This window comes from Plantactinospora sp. WMMC1484 (assembly GCF_049315195.1).
GTDB lineage: Bacteria > Actinomycetota > Actinomycetes > Mycobacteriales > Micromonosporaceae > Plantactinospora.
In genome coordinates this window covers 1,636,332-1,655,321 of the sequence record NZ_CP186055.1, presented here as the reverse complement: position 1 = coordinate 1,655,321, position 18,990 = coordinate 1,636,332, and the positions used below count along the sequence as shown (strand labels likewise).

The following is an 18,990-nucleotide window of genomic DNA, read 5'->3' as shown; positions in this document are numbered from 1 at the left end:
GCCGGCTTGGAGGATGACCGGGTGAACGCCCCGGCAGTCGGCTCTCCCCGCGGCCACGTCCAGGTCCATGACCTTGTGACGGCGTACGATCCCGACCTGCTCCGCCGGGCGTACGAGGAGATCCTCGAACCGAGCTTCCCCCCGGACGAGTTGGAGACCCTGGAGAGTCTCGCCGGCCGGATGGCGGCCGGGGACCCGTCGACGTTCGGCGCCGTCGCCCTCACGGACGGCGCACCGGTCGGCGTGATGGTCGCCGACTGCTTTCCCGCCTCCCGGGTACTGCTCCTCAGCTACCTTGCCGTCCATCCGGGTCAGCGCGGCGGCCGGATCGGCTCGACGCTCCTGCACGACGTGCTGCCGACCTGGCGGGAGCGGGCGGACGCCGTCGTCTCGGTCGCCGAGGTCGAGGATCCCCGCTTCCACCCGGCGGGGCCGCACGGTGACCCGGTCAAGCGGCTCCGCTTCTACGCCCGGGCCGGTTTCCGGCTGCTGCCGAGCCCGTTCGTGCAACCCCGGGTCCGGCCGGGCGCCGACCGGGTGGGCGGCATGCTGCTGCTCGCCGCCGCCGGGGACGAGACGCTCCCCCGGCAGACACTGCGCGGCTTCGTCAGCGAGTACTACACGGATTCGGAGGGGGCCGACGAGTCCGCCGACATGGCGTACGCCGGGCTGCTGGCCCGGGTCGACCGCGAGCCCGACCCGCTGGTCCTGCTGTCACCGGAGCAGTACGCCGAGGTGCCGCCGTTGCTGGTCACCGGCGAGCTGTTGCGGCGCGACTATCCCGGCACGGCGGTCGCCGCCCGGCTGCTCGCCGTCGACGAGCGGGGCGCGGCACTGCTGGACGAGGTGTGGGAGCGGGTGCTCGCCCGGATGGCGACGGGTGAGGAGCTTCCCCGGCCCCGCCGCACCGTCGTCGCCGAGTTCCTGGACCGGCTCTCCGGCGCCGGGCTCGTCTTCGTCTCCCCCGACCCGGGCGACGCCTCGGTGCTGGCCGACTGGTTCGCGGGTGACGCCGACCCGTGGGCGGGCTGGTGGCGGGAGACGCCTCCCAGCTGGGATGCCGAGGTGCTGGCCCCGGAGCGGGTCGAACGGGCGATCCGCCGGCTGCCGCCGCTGCCCCGACTGCTCCTGCTCCTCTCCGACGTGGTCGATCTGACCCTGCCGGAGGCGGCCGAACTCGCCGGGCAGGCGCCGGAGCACTACCTCGCGATCCTGGAGGCGGCCCGCATGGAGGTCGTCTCCTTCCTGAACGACGACGCCCGGTAGGAGGGCGGATGGACGGCTACCTCCGCTGCGACCAGACCGTCCGGCTGGTCGGAAGCTGGATCGACGGCGCCCTCGACCCCGCGCAGCGGGAGCTGGTCGAGTTGCACCTGCTGGTCTGCCCACCGTGCCTGGAGTACGTCGGCAAGGTCACCGACCTGCGTGCGGCGCTCCTGGAGCTGGCGGGACCGCAGACCCCGGGACGCCTCCTCGCGCGGCTCCAGGGGGATGCGCCGTGAGGTATTACAAGTTCCTTGCCGCCGGCCGGATCGGACCCTTCTCCCGCCAGACCTGGTCGACGGCGTGGCGATCGGAGCCGGCGATCGTGCCGTGCCGGCAGGGTTTGCACGTCTGCCGGGTCGACGATCTGCCGTACTGGTTGCACGACGAGTTGTGGGAGGTGGAGGTCGAGGGGCCGGTGCTGGCGATGGAGCGCCAGGTGATCGCCGGGCGTGGCCACCTGCGGGAACAGGTCGGCGAGTGGAACGCGCAGGCGCGGCAGGAGTTCGTCCGTGCCTGCCTGACCCGGATCGCCGGGCATGCCGCCGAGGAGTGCGGTGACGCGCTGGACGACGGCTCACTCGTCGCGGCCGCCGAGCGGCTGGCCACGGTTGGGCCGGTCGACCTCGGTGAGGTCGCCGACCTCGCTATGGCCCGTCAGGAACGCGCCGCGCTGCGCGGCCGGAGCGTCGCGGCGTGGGTCTGTGGCTATCTCGCGGACGCGGTCGAGATGGTGGAGAGCTATCCCGTGGCCGCGCTCGGCTACGTGGCGGCGCGGGCCGCCGATGCGCGGACCGGTGACGACGGCGTCGATCGCTACCTGCTGGAGCGAGCCTGGCAGGCGGAGTGGCTGACCAGGCGGCTCGGGCTCGCCACCGGCTGAGCGCGCACCATCCGGCTGAGCGCGACACCATCCGGCTGAGCGCGACACCATCCGGCTGAGCGCGACACCATCCGGCCGGCCGCGGCACCATCCGGCCGACGCGGCCCGGTCTGCCTATCCGGCCGGCGTTTCCGTGCCGATCCGGTCCGCGAGGGCGATCGCCCGTTCCATCTCCGCGAGGACGTCGAGGTCCCATCCCTCTACCAGATCACCCCAGTAGTCGGCGAACTCCGACTCGCGGCGATGCAACTCCCCTTCGAGTACGTTGCGCGGGAAGAGTCCGGTCAGCACCCCTGGCCGGAGGTCACCCGGCACCGCACCGCCGGTAGGCGCCACCAGGGCGGCGAGAATCCCGTCCCGATCGGCCCGGGACGCCGATTCGCGGGCCCGGCCGGTCGCCCGGTCCGACATCTCCTGGTAGAAGCGCTGGGTGTACTCGTCCGGCGGGTTGACGCTGTGGTCGAGGGCGTCTGCGGAGCGCTGGAACAGGAAGGCGTTCCGGACCGCGAGCCCGTACTCGGTGGCGGCGGTGACCGGGTCGTGCGGCCAGCACAGGTCGCCGAGGCAGCGGTGCAGGTTTGCCAGCAGCTCGGAGTCGACCTCGCCGTCCGGCCCGTCGGCCATCTCCTGGCTGAGCCGCAGGGCCCGACCGACGTGGGCGGCGGCCCCGGCCCGGTCGCCGGCGGCGATCGCTATGTCACCCCATTCGTAGTAGAGCCAGGCGGTCATCACGTCGTCGCCGAGTTCGAGAAAGTCCGCTTCGAGCTTGCGGTACTCCTCGTCCGCCTTTGCCAGGCTGCCGTCGTACCAGAGCGCGTGCGCGTGGAAGAGTCGCAGGTAGAGCGAGGTGCGGAACTGACTCTCCTGGACCCCGGCCGGCAGGCGCCGGTCCCGCTGGCCGCTGTGCAAACCACAGACCTCGCGGACGGCCCGCAGCGCCCGCCGCACTTCGGTCCAGTGTGGACCCGGCGGCTTGTCGGGTCCGGGCAGGTAGTTGAGCAGGAACCGGTGCAGTTGTCCCAGCAACTTCCGGTCGTCGTCGTCCTGGGTCGCCGACTCCCAGCTCTCCAGGAGATGGTGGCAGAAGGGAAAATCGACGTAGAGACCCCACCACCAGAACGCCTCCATGAAGATGAGCACGAACCGGGTCCGGGTCAGGTAGCGATCGTCCGGCAGTTGGGCACAGTGATAGAGCCACTCGGTCTCGTACGCCTGCCAGACCGGGTCCTCGTACTTGTACCAGGAGCCGTACGCCTTGTCGGTCCTGTCCTCGAACTTGCTGATCAGCTCGAAGTAGTGCGTCGCGGCGGCCCGGTGCATCGGAGTCCACCGCTCCGGATAGAGCTGGGCCATCTGCGCGGCCAGAGCCGGACGGATGAACTCGTGCACCCGGAACCGTGTCCCGTCGGTGGCCCGGTCGAGCAGGCCGAGCCGCCGGCACTCCGCGATGACGGTGCCGGCAACCGGCGCACCCCGTCCCACCTGGCCCTTCGCTCCGTCGAGTTCCGCGTCGGTGTCCAGGAGTCGTTGCAGCAACGGCGCGTCGAAGGAGTTCAGCAGGGCTGCCGCCTCGACCGCCCGCAGCAGTCCCCGTCGCCGGCCCAGGACTGCCTCAACCAGGTTGGCGACGTTCAACTCGCCGTCGGCGGAGAGGCGCGTCAGCACGCCGCGCAGCCGGTCGGGCTGCCGGACCTCGTCACCGCGCTCCTGGATGAGGCGGTGGACGAGCCCGACGGCGGACGGATGTCCGCCGGTGAAGTCGTGCACCGCCTCGGCCAGCTCCGCTGTCGCGCCACCGCCCAGGTGGTGCCGCAGGTACTGCCGTACCTCGGCGACGGAGAGGAACGGGAGACCCTGCGAGCGATCCGGGTCCACCAGGCTCCGGACGTGTTCCGCGTAGTCGCCGGGGACGAGCGGGACGACGACGAGGGTGTTCGGCAGCCGCCGGGCGAGCCCGACCAGCCACTGCCCCACGGCGTCGTCGATGAGAGTCTCGAAGCCGTCCAGGATAACCACGGCGCGCCGCTCTCTCAGCCAGGCTCTCCAGTCCGCGACGAACGCCTCGTCGATCCGCCACTGCGTCTTCCGGGCACGCTCCACGATGGCGGCCGCCGTCTCCGCGATGGTCACGTTGACCCGGTTGTCCTCCACCCGGCCCCCGCCGATCGTGGAGAACTCGTTGTTGACCTGGATCGGGCGGTCGGCGACCGATTTCGCCGCGGCGATCGCGAGGATCAGCTCTCCGAACCACCGACTGCCGCCCGGCCGGCCGAGCCCGGACGGCGACGCGAAGGTGCTGACCAGATCACCGAGCAGGTTCGACGACCGCTCCAGCAGCAGGCCGGCTGCGGTCGGGGTGAGGCCGTCACCGTACTGGCCGCTGAGCGCCTCGGAGAGGCCGTACCTGTCGACGAGCATCGCACCGTTCGCGGGCATTCGCAGCACGTCCGGTGCGTCGCGGTCGATTCGGTCGTGCAGTTGCCGCAGGAACGCGGACTTGCCCATGCCGTGCCCGCCGAGCACCGCGAATATCCCGGTCGCGCCACTGTGGATTTTCTGGAGAATCCGGTCGAGCTGTGCATCGCGGCTGACCATTCCGTCGACCAACCGGACTTCCAACTCCACTTCGGACGATCGGGCCCTCGACACGACCGCACGAGCCGGCGACACGACCGGGGCCGGCAACGACGGCGGCAGGTCGCCGCCAGGCTCAGACACCCGGGTACGGACCGGTACGGCCGGTGCCGCCGGTGCGGCCGGTGTCGCCTGTGCTGCCGGTGCCGCCGGCTCACTCGGCGCCGCCTGCAAGGGCGGTGCGGAGTGGTGGTCGACGTTGGCGTCCTCGACGATGCCGCCCGGGCCGGCCAAGACCTCGCTCCGGCTCCCGCCGGCGGCCCGGACCAGCACCCGGCGCACCCGGCCGAGCAGCCCGGCCCGGATCACGGTGACGGACCCCGGCGGGGCATCCGCCGCCGGCGCGGACCTTCCGGTCAGTAGCGGGGCGAGACTGATGATCGCCACGAGGAGGCCGCCGACACCGACGACCGAACCGACCGCCTCGGCACCGAGGAGCCATCCGACGACCGCGATGACCACCAGCACCGCCGCCGACACGGAGCCGCCGACAACCCAGACCTTGCGCTCACTCTTTGTCACGGCGTCATTGTCAATTTGTACAGGAAGGACTGTCGATAGTCCTAGCGCGTGGTTGGTATCGCCCGATACGCCGCCGGACACGTCCGATACGCCGCCTGGTACGCCCCATACGCCTCCGGGTACCGCCCCATACGCCGCGGTCGACCGACGACAGTCGTGTCCGTACCGTCGTACCTCGCTACCCGGCGAGGTCGAGCCGGACCACCAGATCGAGCACGGCGAAGACGAAGAGGGCGATCCCGACGAACCCGTTGGCGGTGAAAAACGCCCGGTTGACCCGGGACAGGTCGTTCGGGGTGACCACCACGTGCTGGTAGCCGAAGGCGAGCGCGGTCAGCGCCAGCCCGACCCACCAGAGCCAGCCCAGCCCGACCAGTTCGCCGTACCAGATGAAGAGGACGAACGTCACCACGTGGGCCACGGTCGAGGCGTGCAGAGCGAACCGGAGGCCGTACCGGGCGGGGACGCTGCGTACCCCGATCCGCCGGTCGACATCGGTGTCCTGGCAGGCGTAGATCAGGTCGAAGCCGCCGATCCAGAGCCCGACCGTCGCGCCGAGCAGCCAGGCCGGCCCGGAGTCGGCGAAGGTGCCGGTGACCGCGAGCCAGGCGCCGACCGGGCCGACCATCTGGGCGATCGCCAGGATCGCGTGCGGCCAGTCGGTGAACCGCTTGCCGTACGGGTAGACGACCAGCGGGATCGCGGCGAGCGGGGCCAGGGCCAGGCAGAGCGGGTTGAGCGCGGCGGCGGCGGCGAGGAAGACCGCCAGCGCGACGAGTGCGCCGGTCCAGGCCGTCCGGACGCTCACCGCCCCGGTCACCAACTCCCGGCCGGCGGTACGCGGGTTGCGTGCGTCGATCCGCCGGTCGATGATCCGGTTCGCCGCCATGGCGAAGGTCCGCGCCCCGACCATGGCGATGGTGATCAGCAGCAGGTCGAGCCAGCGCACCTGCCCACCGTGCCGCTGCATCGCGGTCAGCGCCGAGAGATAGGCGAACGGCAGCGCGAAGACCGAGTGCTCGATCGCCACCAGCCGGAGGAAGGATTTCACCCGCCCCGGCGACTCCGCGACCGCCGTCACCTGTACCACCTTCCGTTCGCGACTGCGGGGCTCGCAAGCTCACTCCTCGCGCTCACCCGAGCCACCTTCCGTTCGCGACTGCGGGGCTCGCAAGCTCACTCCTCGCGCTCACGAGATCCCGTACTCCTTCCAGCGCTTGTCGACCAGCGACCGGATCTCCGGCGACATGGTCATCTCCTCCGGCCAGCCTCGGGTGTAGCCCTCGGTCGGCAGCTTGCGGGTCGCGTCCACCCCGGCCTTGCCGCCCCAGAACTGCTGGTACGACGAGTGGTCCAGGTGGTCCACCGGCCCATCGGTGAGCAGCAGGTCGCGGGCGTAGTCGACGTTGCCGAAGGCCCGCCAGGCGACCTCGGCGTAGTCGTGCACGTCGCAGTCCTCGTCGACGATCACGATCAGCTTGGTCAGCGACATCAGGTGGGCGCCCCAGATCGCGTTCATCACCTTCTGTGCGTGCTTCGGGTAGCGCTTGCGGATCGAGATGATCGCGCAGTTGTGGAAGACGCCGGCGGCCGGCAGGTCGTAGTCGACGATGTCCGGGATCAGCAGCTTGAGCAGCGGCTGGAAGATCCGCTCGGTGGCCTTGCCGAGGCCGTGGTCCTCCTGCGGCGGCTTGGAGGTGATGATCGAGTGGTAGACCGGCTCCCGCTGCGTGGTCATGCACTCGATGTGCAGTACCGGAAACGGCTCGACCGGGGTGTAGAAGCCGGTGTGGTCGCCGAAGGGCCCCTCGGGCAGCCGCTCGCCCGGCTCCAGGTAGCCCTCCAGCACGATCTGGGCGTGCGCCGGCACCTGGAGCGGCACGGTCAGGCAGTCGACCATCTCGACCCGCTCGCCCCGGAGGAAGCCCGCGAAGAGATATTCGTCGATGTCGCCGGGGAGCGGGGCCGAGGCGGCGTAGGAAACCACCGGGTCGCAACCGATGGCGATCGCCACCGGCAACCGCTGACCGAGGCGTTCCGCGACGGCGTGGTGCGCGGTGGAGTCCTTGTGGATCTGCCAGTGCATGCCGAGGGTGTTCTGGGAGTGCTGCTGCAGCCGGTAGAGCCCGAGGTTGCGCTTGCCGGTCTCCGGGTGCTTGGTGTGGGTCAGCCCGTAGTTGTGGAAGATCCCGCCATCGCCGGGCCAGACCTGGAGACCGGGGAGCCGGTTCAGGTCGACGTCGTCACCCCGGTAGACGATCTGCTGGCAGGGAGCGGTCCTGACCTTCCTCGGCGGTACGGACTTGAGCTGCATCACCTTGCCCAGGCCCTCGCGAATGCCGGACCAGCCGACCGGCAGCTCCGGCTTGACCAGCGCACCGATCCGGTCGCCGATCTCGTCGAGCCGGTCGACGCCGAGCGCCATCGCCATCCGGCGCTCGGTGCCGAAGAGGTTGATCGCCACCGGCATCTCGCCCCGGGTCGGGCGCTCGAAGAGCAGGGCCGGGCCGTTCGCCCGAACGGTCCGGGTTACCACCTCGCTGATCTCCAGCGTCGGGTCGACCGGCACCGGGACCCGGCGCAACTCTCCGGCGCCCTCCAGCGCGGTGAGGAACTCCCGGAGATCGGTGTACGGGAAGCCACGAGCCGCCATGCTGGCTAGTCTGTCGCACCGCCGACCGGCGCGGCACGGCCGGGTCCCCCGGCGTGACCGGCCTCCCGCCGGCACGGAGCGGGCCGGTGCCTCAGAGCAGACCGATGCCGAGCAGCAGGGTGCCGGCCACCAGGCCGATCCCGCCGGCCACCGCCAGCCAGATCAGCCGGTTGGGCCGGGTGTCCGAGGGGCGGACGACGGAGAGGAAGAAGCCGAGCGGCATCAGGATCGGGGCGGCGACCAGGAGGGTACGGATCAGCATCCGCATCCCGTCTCCGTAGTCACTCCGGTCCAGGTAGAGGAGCGCGACGAGGGCGAAGAGCACCAGTACGCCCGCGTGCGCGTGCCCGGCGGTCCAGAGCGCCCGCCGGACGGGATTGTCCAGATAGCCGGGTATCCGCCGGACGAGCTGCATGAGCAGAGACAATCCGCCGAACGCGATGGTCGAGACGGTGATCAGCAGGACGGCGGCGGTGGTCTGGGTCGCGGACGACATGGCGGTCTCCCCGGTGGTGGCACGATACTCAACTTGTCATCGTCAAGATTCCGGGACGACGAGCATCTTGTCAATAGCAAGATTCGCCCACGACAGGCCGCACCGCCACCAACGAGAGGTCCTCCGGCCGTCCGCCCCGCCCCTCCACCCCCCGGCCCTCCACCCCGGCGAACCCGCTCCACCAACCCCGAGACTCCGCCAGCAGCGGAGACCCTTCAATAGATCTTGACGACTTGTTGTCGCTCCGACGACAACAAGTCGTCAAGATCTACAAGAATGTCCCGCACCCGGAGAGCCGGGTGCGGGATCAGGGCCGCCGCCGGTTACCGGCGCTCGGTCAGTCGCCGGTGTAGAGGCGGTGCGGGTCGACCAGGACGACGTCCGGGCGCCCGGACGAGGCCGCCGCGAGCTGCTCGGTGAAGCCCTCGGCACTGGCCAGCACCAGCCGTACGTCGCGGGTGTCGTGACCGGCACGGCCGCGCAGCAGCGTACGGATCCGGTGTAGCCGGTCGAGATCGGGCTCGCCGAGCCGGCGACCCCACTTGACCTCGCCGATCGCCAGGAGCGGGCGTGGTCCGTCGCCGAGCGGCGGCTCGCCGACCGCGACGAGGTCGAGTTCGTGGCTCGTCCGGCCGGCCGGGTCGCTGAGCACGGCCGAGCCGACGTCGGCGACCGGGCCACCCAGGGTCTCCGGAGCGGCGAACCGCAGCACCCACTCCCGGACCAGCCCCTCGAAGCAGGGGCCGAGCACGGCGCTCGCGTACCGGCGCTGGGAGCGTCGCCAAACGTCCGCCCCGCGACGCTGTTCCAGCGCGGTCCAGGCCGGGCGCATCACCGCCTGATAGAACGTCACAAGCGGTTCGGTGATCCGGTAACTGCTCCGGCCGGGCCGGAACGGGTCAGGAGCGCGGACGAGCAGGCCGACGTCCTCCAGCACCGTCAGCGGATGTTGCAGGTCGGTCGCCTTGCGCCCGATGTATCCGGCGATCCCGCCCCGGGTGGCGTTGCCCTCGGCGACGGCGGCGAGCACGGAGTGGTAGAGGGCCGTCTCCCGCAGGTCCGGATCTTCCGCGAGCAGATAGCGCGCCTCCCGGAAGAGCGGCCGGGCCGGGTTGAGCACGGCACGTGCCACCCAGTCGTCGAAGTCGGCCAGGTCTGCGGGGGCGTCGTCGGAGACGTACTCCCGCCGGTAGGCCGGCGTGCCCCCGACGATCGCGAAGACCCGGACGGCCAGTGCCGGGTCGGCGAGTCCCCAGAACCGCGCCGCGGCACGGTAGTCCAGCGGCTGGATCGGCAGTTCCAGGCCGGCCCGGCCGCGCAGTGGGGCCGAGCCGGCGAGCAGCCCGCCCATGAACGAGAGCGCCGACCCGCAGAGCAGGATCCGGGTACGCGATCCGGTGCGCTCGCCGCGCCCCGGCGTCAGCGCGTGCTGCAGGACGGAGGGCAGGTTCCGGCTGGACCGGGCCAGGTAGGGAAACTCGTCGAGCACGACGGTGGTCGGGCGGCTGCGCCCGAGCGCGAGCAGGGCGTCGACCGCGTGCTCCCAGTCGGGCAGCTCGACCGGACCCGGGGCATCGGTGTGCTGCCCGAGCGCCACCCCGAGCCGGCGCAACGAGTCGGCCGGCGTGGCCTCGGTGGCGCCGAAGTAGAAGCCGCCGGTGGCGCGGGCGAGCTCGTAGAGAAGGAGCGTCTTGCCCTGTCGCCGCCGCCCGCTGACCACGCCCAGCGTCGCACCCGCCCGGTCGTCGGCGACGAAGCGGGACAACTCGGCCCACTCGGTGTCCCGATCGAAGATCTCCGCCGGCTTCGGAACCCCCACCAGCGCCGCCCTCCATTAGAAGTACACTTCTAAGAATCGTACTTCTAACTCGGATGCCTGGCCGCCGGACGCGTCAGCCGCCGGACGCGTCAGCCGCCGGACGCGTCAGCCGCCGGACGCGTCAGCCGCCGGCGCCGGCGCGGGTGGCGGCGCGGCGGGCGACGTACCGTCGGATCTTGGCGGCGGTGCCGCAGTCCTCCATGCTGCACCAGCGACGGCTGCGGTTCTTGCTCTCGTCGACGAAGAGGAAGCGGCAGCCCCCGCACGCCTTGATCCGGTCGAGCGGGCCGGTCGTCAGCAGCTCGACGGCGGCGTGGACGATCGGCCACAGCGGACCGGCGAGCTCGGCCTGGCCGGGCCAGCCCCACCGGAAGCCGGCCGCACCGGGGACGAGCCGCGCGTGGGCGTACGCCTCCGCCGCGCCGTCGCGGAGCCTGGTCAGGTCGGCGGCGGCGGGCTGCCCGCCCATGGCCGCCGCCCGGAACAGGCCGTCGAGGAGTTCCCGGACCTCCAGGGCACGCCGGTACGCGGCACGGGCCCGAGCCGGCTGCTCAGCCGCCTGCCGGCGCAGCGCCGCCACCTCCGCATGGTCGAGCAGGCCGATCCCACCGGCCCAGGCCACCAGGTCGTCGTAGCGGTGCAGGATGTCGTCGCCGGGGGGACCGTCCGGCGGTCCACTGCGCGTGTTGACGTAGTCGAGCGCCAGGCTTCCTCCGACGATCCGCATCCGGGTCACGTCCCGCATCCGGGTCACGTCGTCCGCCGTTTCCATCAGAGCGCAATTTACCTGTTGCGACAATCGAGCCTACCCCGCTACCGTTCCCTCCGTAAGTCTATTTGGCGGTAACAATCGGCTGCGCCCGCTCCCGCCCGACGAGGCGCCGACCGGTGGGACGATCCTGGAAAGGACGACATGACAGCCGCGACACGAGGCGCCGCGACGACCCCGAGCGAGGGCGGGCTGATTCACAACCCGGTGCTGCCCGGCTTCCACCCGGACCCGGTCATCCTGCGGGTCGGCACCGACTACTACATCGCCACGTCGACCTTCGAGTGGTGTCCGGGCGTACGCCTGCACCACTCGACGGACCTGGCGCACTGGCGGCCGCTCGGCGGCATCCTCACCGAGCGGCGGCTGCTCGACCTGCGCGGCGCCGCCGACTCGGCCGGGGTCTGGGCCCCGGACCTGAGCTACGCCGACGGCCTGTTCCACCTCGTCTACACCGACGTCTCCAGCTTTGCCATGGGTTACTGGGACTCCCAGAACTACCTGGTCACCGCCGCCGACCTTGCCGGGCCGTGGAGCGATCCGGTGCCGCTGCACGCCCGCGGGTTCGACCCGTCGCTCTTCCACGACGACGACGGCACGAGCTGGCTGCTGTCGATGACCGCCGACTGGCGCGAGGGCCGCAACCGGTTTGCCGGCATCCAGATCCAGCGGTACGACCGGGCGGCCCGCAAGCTGGTCGGCGCGGAGCGGATCATCTTCGAGGGGACCCCGGTGGGGTTGACCGAGGCACCCCGGATCTACCGTCGGGACGGCTGGTATTACCTCGTCACCGCCGAGGGCGGAACCAGTTGGCCACACCAGGTCACGGTGGCACGGTCGCGCGAGCTGTTCGGCCCCTACGAGGTCGACCCCGACGGCCCGATGCTGACCTCGGCCGGGCGGCCCGAGCTCGAGTTGCAGAAGGCCGGGCACGGCAGCCTGGTCCGCACCCCGGACGACCAGTGGTACATGGCGCATCTCGTGGCGCGACCCTACTCGCCACTCGGCCGCTGCGTGCTCGGCCGGGAGACCGCGATCCAGCGGGTGACCTGGGACCAGGACGGCTGGCCGCGCGTCGACGGCGGCGTCCCCGCCGTGACGGTGCCGGCGCCGGCCGGCACCTCCTCCTCGATCAGCGCGGCCGGCGCCGATCCCGGGTTCGACCACGACGACTTCGACGCGCCGGAGCTCGGCCCCGACTGGTCGACGCTGCGCCGCCCGGCCACGCCGGACTGGGTCCAGCTCACGGCCCGCCCCTCCTACCTGCGGGTCTACGGCGGGCAGTCGCCGGTCGGGCGGCAGCGCCCCAGCCTGGTGGCCCGGCGCGTCACCGGCACGCACTGCACGCTGACCGCGACGATGGAGTTCCGCCCGGACAGCTACCGGCAGCTCGCCGGCATCACCGCGTACTACAACAGCCAGAACTGGCACTACCTCTACCTGACGGCGGACGACGACGGCCGGCGCGTGCTCGAGGTGATGTCCTGCGACGGCGGCCACCGCGTCCAGCACGCCAGCTGCCGGGTCGACGCCGGCAACCTCGACCGGGTACGCCTGCGTGTCCGCCTCGCCGGTCCGGTCCTCACCTTCGGCTACGCGCCCGGCACGTCGGCGGCGGTGGACGGGGTCGACGACGACTGGCGGGAGCTTCCCGTCGAGCTGGACGCGACAATCCTCTCCGACGAGCACGCGGTACGCCGGGTGGAGGGCGAGCCGGAGGCGTGGGGCTTCACCGGCGCCTTCGTCGGCCTCTGGGTGCAGGATCTCGGCGCCGACGGCGGCTTCGCCGACTTCGACTCGGCGACCTACGAGATCAACCGGCCGCAGCCCCCGCACCGTGGCTAGCCACCCTCGCCCGGCTGGCCACCCTCGCCCCGGACAACCGCGGGGGCATGGTCGGTTACCGAGGGTGCACGGCATAGCTCAGATGGGTCGCCCGTGACGACGACTCCGACCGGATCGGCTCCAGCGCGATCCTGGACGCGTCCACGCCGTCGAACAGGCGGGTGCCGGCGCCGAACAGCACGGGTGAGAGCGCGATCGAGAACTCGTCGACCAGGCCGGCGTTGAGGTACTGCACGATCGTCTCGCTGCCGCCGGCGATGCGGATGTCCCGCTCGCCGGCGGCGTCGCGGGCCTGACCCAGCGCGCTGTGGATGCCGTCGTTGACGAAGTGGAAGGTGGTCCCGCCCGGCCGTTCCCAGGGGTCGCGCCGCTGGTGGGTGACGACGAAGACGGGGGTGTGGAAGGGCGCCTCCTCCGGCCATGCCTGCTCGCCGCCGTCGAACATGCGCTTGCCCATGACGCTTGAGCCGGTGCGCGCGAACGTCTCCCGGGCGATGTCGTTGTCGCGCCCCTCCTCGCCGCCCTCGCCCAGTTTGAGGTTCTCCCGGAAGAACCGCTGTGGGAAGATCCACGCCTGCAGTTCCATCCACTGCGCCATCCAGCGCTCCAGCCTCGGGTCCTGCTTCCGCTGCTCGGGCGTGGCGAGGGGGCCTTCCATCGACTCGGGAGCGCTGAAGCCGTCCAGCGACATCGACACGCTGAAGAACACCTTCCCGGCCATCAACGGCTCTCTTTCTTTGCGGCGATCTCATTCTTTCCGGCGATCTCGCCGACGTAGGTCGCCAGGTTGCGCAGGGTCTGCTGGCCGCCCTCGATCGCGTGGTACTTCTCGACCGCGTCGTCGCGCAGTTGCCTGCTGGGAAACACCGTGCGCATCACGATCCGGGTAGCCGCACCCTCCGGCCCGACGGTCGGCGCGGCGTCGTCCGGCGTGAAGGTCAGGGTCGACTCGAAGGCGTTCGGGTCGTCGCGGGACTCGCCGTGCAGCAGCGCGATCCGCTCCGGCGGGACGATCTCGGTCCAGGTGATCCACTCGGAGTAGTCGGTCCCGTCCGGCCCGTGCATCACGAAGTCCCACTCCCCGCCGACCCGGAACTCGAAGGACCGGGTCGTGGTGGTGAAGCCGTCCGGCCCCCACCACCGCGACAGGTGCCGGACCTCGGTGAACGCCTCGAAGACCAGCTCCCGTGGGGCGTCGATCACCCGGGAGATCGTGATCTCCCGGTCGGCCGTCGCCGACTCCGCCCGCGTCTCCCGCCCTGTCCCTGTGCCTGTGCCTGCCATCGGTCAGTCCTCCTGACGTGTCTGCTTGAGTTCCTGCACGTAGGTGTCCAGCCGGTCGAAGCTCTCGTTCCAGAACCGCTCGAACCCGCCCACCCACTCGTGGACGGGCCGCAGACCTCGGGCGTCCAGGCCGTAGAGGCGCTGCTTGCCCGCCTCGCGGACCCGCACCAGCCCCACCTCCCGGAGCACCCGCAGGTGCTTGGAAGCCTGCGACTGGCTCATCCCCAGCTCCTGGGCGAGGTCGGTCACCGGCCACTCACCCGCCCGCAGCAGCGCCAGGATGTCCCGGCGCTGCGGCTCGGCGATCGCGTTGAACGCGTCCGACGTCGTCGCTGCTCGTGCCACGGCAGCCATCATCTTCCGATATCGGAAAGCGTCAAGCGGGACGGGGACGCCACGGGCCGCCCTGCGCTACGACAGGACCCCGCTCAACCACGCGAAGAGCATCCGGGCCGCCGCCGGGTTGGCGGCGGCCCGAGATCGCCGACAGATCGTGCCGGGTGTGGGGTGCCGGGTGGGAGGGGTTGGCGGTGGGAGGGATTGGCGGGGCGTCAGCGGGGCGGAAGGGCCCGGACGAAGGCGCGCCAGGCCGCCGGGGCGAAGAGCAGCGCCGGCCCCGGCCGGTCCTTGCTGTCCCGCACCCCCACCACCCCGGGCAGGTTGCCCGCCACCTCCACGCAGTTACCGCCGTTGCCGCTGCTCCGCGTGCTCTTGACCCACACCGCGCCGGTCAGATCCATCTCTCCGCCACTTCCCGTATCAACCGGCCCGCGCCAGGACCACCAACAGCCGCTTCTCACGGGCGATCCGGGCACGGGCGGCCGAGCGGGCCCGGCGATGACCTATCTGTTCTTCGCCGGCTTCCGCCCGCACCTGCCGATCCGCCCACTCTTCCTCTGCCGCACCTGCGGAGGGAAGTGGCCCTGCCAACCGGCCCGGCTCGCCCTGCTGGCGATGTTTCAGGACGACCGGCAGGGGCTGCGACTACACCTCGCCCGCAAGCTGCTCACCGCCCTGGCCGACCAGCCCCACACCGACACCGCCACCCTCACCACCCGCTTCCTCGCCTGGCTCCCCCCACCACCACGTCGAAACAAAAAGATCCCGGATCTTGGAACGGGAGAGTCGCTATGGCGACCATCCGGTTCCAAGATCCGCGATCTTCGACCTACAGAGAGAGAGGGGGGGAGAGGGGGTCAGTCTAGGCCGGCGTAGGAGTGGAGGCCCTCGAAGAAGATGTTGACGCCGTAGAGGTTCATCTGCATGGTCAGGAAGCCGAGCACGGCGATCCAGGTCGCCGCCGGGCGCTTCACGCTCGGTGTCGCGCGGGCGTGCAGGTAGCCGGCGTAGACCACCCAGGAGATGAAGGCCCAGACCTCCTTCGGGTCCCAGCCCCAGTACCGCCCCCAGGCCGCCTCGGCCCAGACGGCGCCGGCCATCACCCCGAAGGTGAAGAGCGGGAAGGCGAAGGCGTGCAGCCGGAAGGTCAGCCGCTCCAGCGTGTCGGCGGCCGGCAACCGTGCACCGAGGCTGTACGGGAAACTCCGCCTGCCCCGGTCGTAGCCGTCCCGGATCAGGTACATCACCGCCGGCACCGCGCCGAGCAGCAGGATGCCGGAGGAGGTGGCGATCGTCGCCACGTGCACGACGAACCAGTAGGAGTCGAGTGCGGGCACCAGCGGCACGATCGGCACGTAGAGCACCATCCCGGCGACCGCCAGCAGCAGCACCATGGTCAGCGTGACGAAGAGCCCGAGGTGGCGCAGTGTCGTACGCCGCTGGAGCAGCACCAGCCAGCCGACCACCCCGACGAAGGTGACCGAGAGCAGGTACTCGTACATGTTGCCCCACGGCATGCGCTCGGCGGCGACGCCCCGGGTGACAAGTACGGCGAGGTGGGCCAGGGCGGCGAGCACGGTGAGCGCGACGGCGGCCCGCCCGGCCAGCACCGCCCGGGAGGCCGGCGTCCCACCCCCCGGCGCCACCACGTCGTCCACGTCGACCGGACCACCACCGATGCTGCCACCGATGCCGATGCCGCCACCAGCACCAGCACCAGCACCGGCACCGACAAGAACCCGCTCGCGCTCCGGTCGGGTCGCCGCGCGGCCGATGACGCTGCGGGTGCCGAAGGCGTACTCGACGGCGTGGCAGATCATCGCCAGCAGGTAGGCGAGGACCGCGACCACCAGAAGTTGGTCGGACAGCGCAGCCATCAGTCGGTCTCCTCGTCGGGTCGCACTCCGCCGGGTCGCGGCTCGTCGTCGTCTCCCGGGCGCCCGGGTCGCGTCTCGGCGACGAGCCGGGCGAACTCGTCGGCGAACCCGGCGTACTCGGTACGCGGCAGGCCACCGACCTCCACCAAACTACTACGACCCGTCGTGCGCCGGAACCAGACCCGGCGGCGGCGCCCGAACAGCGACGGCATCAGCCCGACCAGCAGCAGCACCGAGCTGATCAGCACGATCCGCTCGCCCGGGTCGTAGCGGACGGAGATGGTGACGTACTGGCGGGTGCCGAGGAACTCCACCGACGTGCCGTCGTCCAGCGTCCACTTCTCACCGGGGCGCAACAGCTTGGCGTCGCCGACCTGCGTGAGCCTGCCACTGCTCACCTGGCGCTGGTCGAGGCGGTAGACCGAACCGGGCACCCCGGCGTCCAGCCCCAGGTTGCCCCGGTAGGCGAAGAGCATCACCGCCGGGGAACGCTCCGCCGGGTAGGTCGAGCGGACGAAGGGCGGCGAGTCCGGTGCGGTCGGGAGGTACAGCCCTTCGAAGGCGACCTGGAGGTCGGGGTTGCGCGCACCGGTCACCGGATCCAGGTTGACGTCCGGGAAGGCCGCCACTCCCTCGCTGGTCAGGTTGCCGTCGATGGTGAGGAACGCGTCGTCGCTTGTCTGCGTCTCGCCATTGCGGTCGGTGTAGCGGAGGATCGGCGCGTAGCCGTGCCCGAGCAGGTAGACACTGGCCCCGTCCAGCCGCAACGGATCGTTGACCGAGAAACCCGCCCGGTACGGCTCCCGGTCCCCCTGCTCCACGATCGCCTCGGCCCGGAACGACTCCGGCTGCCCGGTTGGCAGGAACGTCGCCGTGAAGTCCGCCAGCTCCAGGCAGAACGGCGGCAGGTCACCGCCGTCCACCCGGTGCCCCAGCTTCGACTCGGCATACTGCTGGAGGGTGTTGCAGAAGGCGTTCTCCGGGCCGGCGACCAGCAGCCGGTTGCCGTGCCAGCCGTACCAGGACCCGAGCCCGATCCCGAGCAGCACCCCGATCAGCGAGAAGTGGAAGAGCAGGTTGCCGGTCTCCTTGAGATATCCCTTCTCCGCCGAGACCGTGTCGCCCCGGACCGCCACCCGCCAGCGCCGTTTCCGCAGCATCGCCGCGATCGCCGCCAGGTCACCGTCGTGGTCGGCCAGCACCGCGTGCTGCGGCAGCCGGTCCAGCCGCTTCGGGGCGGGCGGCGGCACGGCGCGCAGCGCGCGGAAATGGTCGCGCAGCCTCGGCACGATGCAGCCGACCAGCGAGGTGAAGAGGAGTACGTAGATCGCGGAGAACCACGGCGAGGCGTAGACGTCGAAGCCGCCGATCCGGTCCAGGATCGGGTAGAGGTCGGGATGCTCGACGGCGTACCGGTCGACGTTCTCGATGTTGATGTTGCGCTGCGGCAGCACCGAGCCGGGGATGGCGGCCACCGCGAGCAGGAAGAGCAGGATCAGCGCCGTACGCATGCTGGTGAGCTGCCGCCACGAGTTGCGCAGCAGTGCCAGCGGGCGCGGCACCCGGCCTCCCCGGGGCGGTTCGACACCTCCGGCCGGGCCGCCGGCGGCCGGCGGCGCCGGATCGACCACCCCGGCCGGCGCGCCGGCACCGGCTCCGGTCGCCCGCTCCGGCTCCCGGCCCGGCATCAGATGCTCACCTCGCCGACCCCGACCGTGGTCTGCAACCAGATCACCAGGTCCTGCCAACCGCCGGTGACCAGGGCCAGCCCGATGAGAATCAGCAAGGCGCCGCCGACCCGGGTGACCCAGCGGCTGTTGCGGCGCACCGCCCGGAAGAGCCCGAGCAGCCGGTCGAAGCCGAGCCCGAAGGCGACGAAGGGCAGCCCAAGCCCCAGGCAGTACGCGACGGCGAGCACGGCGGCCCGGTCGGCCTGGCCGCTCGCCGTCCCCATCCCGACCACGGCACTGAGGGTCGGGCCGACGCAGGGCACCCAGGAGAGCGCGAAGACCGCGCCGAAGACCGGGGCGCCGAGCAGCCCGGCGTTGGGCAGTCGCCGGATCCGGAACTCCCGCTGCATCCCGGGGACCAGCCCCAGGTAGGCAAAGCCGAGCACGATGATCACGAGCCCGATGCCGATCTCCAGGGGTCGCTTCTGCGCGAAGAGCGCCTGGCCGGCGGCGGTGACCAGCACGGCAGTCAGGGTGAAGACGGCGGTGAAGCCGGCAATGAAGAGCAGCGTGCCGGCGAGCACCCGGCCCCGGACCATCCCGGGCGTGCTCCGGATCGCCGGCCCGGCGACCACCGCCACCCCGCTCCCCACCGACTCCCCGCTCCCCACCGACTCCCCGCCACCGGCCGGCTCTCCGCCACCGGCCGGCGCTCCGAGGGTGCCCACGGGGGCAGGGTCGGTCGCGGTGCGGCGCCGCTCCAGGTCGCTGCCGGCCAGCCCGGTCACGTACGACAGGTATCCGGGCACCAGCGGCAGCACGCACGGGGACAGGAAGCTCACCAGACCGGCCAGCGCAGCCGCCCCGATCGCCAGCAGCACCGGCCCGCTCCGGGCAAGCTCGGCGAAGGTCTCGCCCATCAGCCCGGCCCGCCCG

Annotated in this window: 17 protein-coding genes; 4 read left to right on the top strand and 13 right to left on the bottom strand. The window is 71.5% G+C overall.

What is annotated here, in order from left to right; genetic code table 11:
• Nucleotides 1–21: 21 nt before the first annotated feature.
• From ACN28C_RS07245 to ACN28C_RS07235, 3 genes are read left to right on the top strand one after another with little or no spacing between them, the layout of a single operon-like run.
• Nucleotides 22–1,266 carry a GNAT family N-acetyltransferase gene (locus tag ACN28C_RS07245; RefSeq protein WP_422772779.1) on the top strand — a complete coding sequence of 415 codons (1,245 nt, stop codon included), beginning with the start codon at nucleotides 22–24 and terminating at the stop codon, nucleotides 1,264–1,266.
• Nucleotides 1,267–1,274: 8 nt separating this feature from the next.
• Nucleotides 1,275–1,502, top strand: a complete 228-nt coding sequence (locus ACN28C_RS07240; RefSeq protein ID WP_422772778.1) for an anti-sigma factor family protein — start codon at nucleotides 1,275–1,277, stop codon at nucleotides 1,500–1,502.
• Complete coding sequence (locus ACN28C_RS07235; protein ID WP_422772777.1) at nucleotides 1,499–2,146, top strand: hypothetical protein; 648 nt, start codon at nucleotides 1,499–1,501, stop codon at nucleotides 2,144–2,146. Before ACN28C_RS07240 ends, ACN28C_RS07235 begins: the two co-directional genes overlap by 4 nt.
• A gap of 114 nt (nucleotides 2,147–2,260) precedes the next feature.
• On the opposite strand, the gene ACN28C_RS07230 is transcribed toward ACN28C_RS07235, so the two are convergent.
• The 6 genes from ACN28C_RS07230 to ACN28C_RS07205 form a co-directional block, all read right to left on the bottom strand.
• Nucleotides 2,261–5,302, bottom strand: coding sequence for a hypothetical protein (locus tag ACN28C_RS07230; RefSeq protein ID WP_422772776.1), 3,042 nt, complete (start codon nucleotides 5,300–5,302; stop codon nucleotides 2,261–2,263).
• A gap of 178 nt (nucleotides 5,303–5,480) precedes the next feature.
• Nucleotides 5,481–6,383, bottom strand: a complete 903-nt coding sequence (mqnP, locus tag ACN28C_RS07225; protein ID WP_422772775.1) for a menaquinone biosynthesis prenyltransferase MqnP — start codon at nucleotides 6,381–6,383, stop codon at nucleotides 5,481–5,483.
• Between the two features lie 108 nt (nucleotides 6,384–6,491).
• Nucleotides 6,492–7,955: a menaquinone biosynthesis decarboxylase gene (locus ACN28C_RS07220; protein WP_422772774.1), complete on the bottom strand. Its 1,464-nt coding sequence runs from the start codon at nucleotides 7,953–7,955 to the stop codon at nucleotides 6,492–6,494.
• A gap of 91 nt (nucleotides 7,956–8,046) precedes the next feature.
• Nucleotides 8,047–8,451 (bottom strand): hypothetical protein, encoded by a 405-nt coding sequence (locus ACN28C_RS07215; RefSeq protein WP_422772773.1) that lies wholly within the window; start codon nucleotides 8,449–8,451, stop codon nucleotides 8,047–8,049.
• Between the two features lie 337 nt (nucleotides 8,452–8,788).
• Entirely contained in the window at nucleotides 8,789–10,270 is a 1,482-nt protein-coding gene (locus ACN28C_RS07210) for an ATP-binding protein (protein WP_422772772.1), read from the bottom strand.
• Between the two features lie 121 nt (nucleotides 10,271–10,391).
• Nucleotides 10,392–11,042 (bottom strand): CGNR zinc finger domain-containing protein, encoded by a 651-nt coding sequence (locus ACN28C_RS07205; RefSeq protein WP_422772771.1) that lies wholly within the window; start codon nucleotides 11,040–11,042, stop codon nucleotides 10,392–10,394.
• Nucleotides 11,043–11,183: 141 nt separating this feature from the next.
• Here ACN28C_RS07205 and ACN28C_RS07200 point away from each other — a divergent pair, with 141 nt between their 5' ends.
• A complete protein-coding gene (locus ACN28C_RS07200; RefSeq protein WP_422772770.1) occupies nucleotides 11,184–12,884 on the top strand; it encodes a glycoside hydrolase family 43 protein in 1,701 nt (566 codons plus the stop codon).
• Between the two features lie 55 nt (nucleotides 12,885–12,939).
• Here ACN28C_RS07200 and ACN28C_RS07195 read toward each other — a convergent pair whose 3' ends face one another.
• The 7 genes from ACN28C_RS07195 to ACN28C_RS07165 all read right to left on the bottom strand — a co-directional run bounded on the left by ACN28C_RS07195 (nucleotide 12,940) and on the right by ACN28C_RS07165 (nucleotide 18,974).
• Nucleotides 12,940–13,605: a dihydrofolate reductase family protein gene (locus ACN28C_RS07195; RefSeq protein ID WP_422772769.1), complete on the bottom strand. Its 666-nt coding sequence runs from the start codon at nucleotides 13,603–13,605 to the stop codon at nucleotides 12,940–12,942.
• Nucleotides 13,605–14,168 (bottom strand): SRPBCC family protein, encoded by a 564-nt coding sequence (locus ACN28C_RS07190; protein WP_422772768.1) that lies wholly within the window; start codon nucleotides 14,166–14,168, stop codon nucleotides 13,605–13,607. Before ACN28C_RS07190 ends, ACN28C_RS07195 begins: the two co-directional genes overlap by 1 nt.
• Before the next feature lie 3 nt (nucleotides 14,169–14,171).
• On the bottom strand, nucleotides 14,172–14,513 hold the full coding sequence (locus tag ACN28C_RS07185) for an ArsR/SmtB family transcription factor (RefSeq protein WP_421495768.1): 342 nt from the start codon (nucleotides 14,511–14,513) through the stop codon (nucleotides 14,172–14,174).
• 206 nt (nucleotides 14,514–14,719) lie between these two features.
• Complete coding sequence (locus ACN28C_RS07180; protein WP_421495769.1) at nucleotides 14,720–14,908, bottom strand: DUF397 domain-containing protein; 189 nt, start codon at nucleotides 14,906–14,908, stop codon at nucleotides 14,720–14,722.
• Nucleotides 14,909–15,364: 456 nt separating this feature from the next.
• Complete coding sequence (gene ccsB / locus ACN28C_RS07175) at nucleotides 15,365–16,384, bottom strand: c-type cytochrome biogenesis protein CcsB (RefSeq protein ID WP_422772767.1); 1,020 nt, start codon at nucleotides 16,382–16,384, stop codon at nucleotides 15,365–15,367.
• Nucleotides 16,384–18,072 (bottom strand): cytochrome c biogenesis protein ResB, encoded by a 1,689-nt coding sequence (gene resB / locus ACN28C_RS07170; protein WP_422772766.1) that lies wholly within the window; start codon nucleotides 18,070–18,072, stop codon nucleotides 16,384–16,386. Before resB ends, ccsB begins: the two co-directional genes overlap by 1 nt.
• Nucleotides 18,072–18,974, bottom strand: a complete 903-nt coding sequence (locus ACN28C_RS07165) for a cytochrome c biogenesis CcdA family protein (protein WP_422772765.1) — start codon at nucleotides 18,972–18,974, stop codon at nucleotides 18,072–18,074. Before ACN28C_RS07165 ends, resB begins: the two co-directional genes overlap by 1 nt.
• Between the last annotated feature and the right edge of the window lie 16 nt (nucleotides 18,975–18,990).